Here is a 2280-nt window from a genome sequence, read left to right as displayed (position 1 = left end):
CCGCCGGCGTAGCCGCGCTCCACCAATGGTGCCGCCCTGCTTCGAGTAGCGGTGCCCGACGCACGCGGAATCCCATCCGCTCGAGCACGACTACCGCCTGCTCGAGGTCGGGCTCGTAAGCGGCATGAAGCGGCCCGGACAGCGATGCGATAACAACGAGATCTCCGGGCCTCAGGGCACGAGGTCGAAGCGGTTGAGGCGGTGCAGAACCGGTCACCGACGCAGTGTCCCAACACGCGCAACAACCCGCTACACACTTACCGATCGACCGCCCAGCAGGCCTAGCCCGCACAGCCCCGGCTGGTCCCAATACGTGAGCCGACCCCGGAGGAATTACGTGCGCGCCCACACCAGGGCCAGCATCGCCAGGGCGGTGAAGCGGTGCCATGAGGTCCAGTTCCGGCACTGGTACTGGTCGAGACCGACCTGCCCTTTGGCGATCTGGAAGGTCTCCTCGACGGTCCACCGTGTGCCGGGCCACGCGCACGAGGGCGGCGAGGGAACCGGTTGCGGGGGTCCAGCAACGGTAGAACGCGAGGTCGCCGTCACTGTTACGGCGGATGAGCAGGCTGTGCAGTCCGCGCCCGTCGTCGAGGATCTCGACCAGGCCCAGTCGTAGAAGCGGTGACCTTTGGACCCTGGTCCGCAGCTGCGCCAACTCGTCGACCACCTGGTCTAGCAGCTCACGCGCCTCGCGGTACTCGCCTCGGGAGAGTCCAGCGAGTTCCCGCGAACGACGGACTATCCAACCCTTCGGCAAGCGCTCGCGCCGCAATCATCGGCAACTCCTCGCTAGTGAGATCGCCGGCCAGCACGCGCACCCCAATGTCCCGCATGTCGATCACACGCCGAGTGTCTGGGCACCGCTGTTCCCCGTCCAGCGGGCTGCGCTGGACCCCTCGCTTGTAAGTTCTAGGCCCTTCGTCCGGCGGGGTCCATCCGGGTCCGCGACCTCCGACGACTGTCCGCGCCCGGCGGCCGGCGGCCGTCCGCGTCGCGGCTCCTTGCTGTCACCGTCGCTGTCGACAGCCAGCCCGGGTGGGAGAACGCGTGGGGCTGAACAAGGAGACCGCAGCGCAGCTCGCCGAGGCACGCCTGGCGGAATGGCGACGCAACGGCTATGACGAGTGGCGCGCAATGCTCGACGACAAGGACATGCACCTGGTCGTGGGCGAGGACGGCAAGCGGTACACCGTTGTCAGCTACGCCATTGACGACGGCGACGGTCGGGTCCGCATGTCAGTCGCCGTGGACGATGGCGGCTTGTCGGCGTTGGTACCGCTTCTGAGAGACGAAGTCATGAGCCCGTACGGCACCTTCATCACATGACCTCTTCGGTGTGAACGCGGGTTCGGGACATCCTTCGATGTCCTCTGATGGCGTTGACCTGCCGGCGGCCTGGACCTGCTCTTCGCCGACGACGCACTCGTGCCTGGAGTGCCTGTTGGCCATAGGGCTCGCGTCGATGGCGCCAGGTAGTTTGCCGAGAGTGAGTATGTGGATCTACTTCCAAGGGCTCGAATCCTCTGGGCTGCCCGGGAACCCGGCGGGTTTTGAGGCCCTATTCGATGTGGAGTTCGACGAGCTGCGCCGGCGGGTACGGGCAGGTGACGCAGTATGGCTGGAGAGCGGCTTCTTCCAGCTGAACGAGCTTTACGGCCCCCAGTCGGAGCTGGGCGGCGACTGGGAGCTCCCCGTCTTCGGAGGCCGGCACATACCGGACCCCGGCGGCGGCCCGGGCCATGTGGCGCTCGACCCGCCGGAGGTGGGGCGCACGGCGGCGTACCTGGAGAGGGTGTCGTTCCCCGACCGGTGGCAGGAGTGGCGGAAACTGCCCTCGTCCGAGTCGGATGAGGAGCTGCGGGAGCGCCTGGCTCTCTACCACGAGGACCTACAGGCCTTCTACGCCAGGTCCGCGGAGCGGGGCTGGGCCGTGGTCAAGCACTTCTCGTTCTGACCCGCTCTGGATTCCAGGTCGACGGCCGGAACCGAGAGGGATCGCACAGGTAGGACGGCCAACTGAAGCTCTGACACCTTGACCCCCAGGCAACCAGCAACGCCCCGTGAGCTGCTGCTCCATGGCCCTTGACCTGGGAACGCGGTCCGCCATGGTCCGTCCTTGTCCACTGCCCTCCGCACCGATCGTCACTCAATTAGCCTCCGATGTCCCCTTGGTGACGCCCGTGCTGGGCGTGAAAATCGGGGTGGCTGCCCGCCGACGTCGAGTGACATTGGCCTATGAGGCCGTCAGTTAGCCTGACGCTGGGAGCGTGATTTTAG

At 66.6% G+C, this 2280-nt stretch carries 1 protein-coding gene and 2 pseudogenes; 2 read left to right on the top strand and 1 reads right to left on the bottom strand.

What is annotated here, in order from left to right:
* Nucleotides 1-351: 351 nt before the first annotated feature.
* Nucleotides 352-654: pseudogene (locus tag NCC78_RS32740) on the bottom strand (IS701 family transposase); the annotation flags it as partial.
* 350 nt (nt 655-1004) lie between these two features.
* On the opposite strand from NCC78_RS32740, the pseudogene NCC78_RS30930 reads away from it, so the two are divergent.
* Both NCC78_RS30930 and NCC78_RS30925 read left to right on the top strand, forming a co-directional pair.
* Nucleotides 1005-1329: pseudogene (locus tag NCC78_RS30930) on the top strand (hypothetical protein).
* A gap of 160 nt (nt 1330-1489) precedes the next feature.
* Nucleotides 1490-1957, top strand: a complete 468-nt coding sequence (locus tag NCC78_RS30925) for a DUF1877 family protein (RefSeq protein ID WP_504921378.1) — start codon at nt 1490-1492, stop codon at nt 1955-1957.
* Nucleotides 1958-2280: the final 323 nt, after the last annotated feature.

Origin of the sequence: Micromonospora phytophila, from assembly GCF_023656545.1 — a bacterium.
Lineage (GTDB): Bacteria > Actinomycetota > Actinomycetes > Mycobacteriales > Micromonosporaceae > Micromonospora > Micromonospora phytophila.
This window is presented reverse-complemented; position numbering and strand designations above follow the sequence as displayed.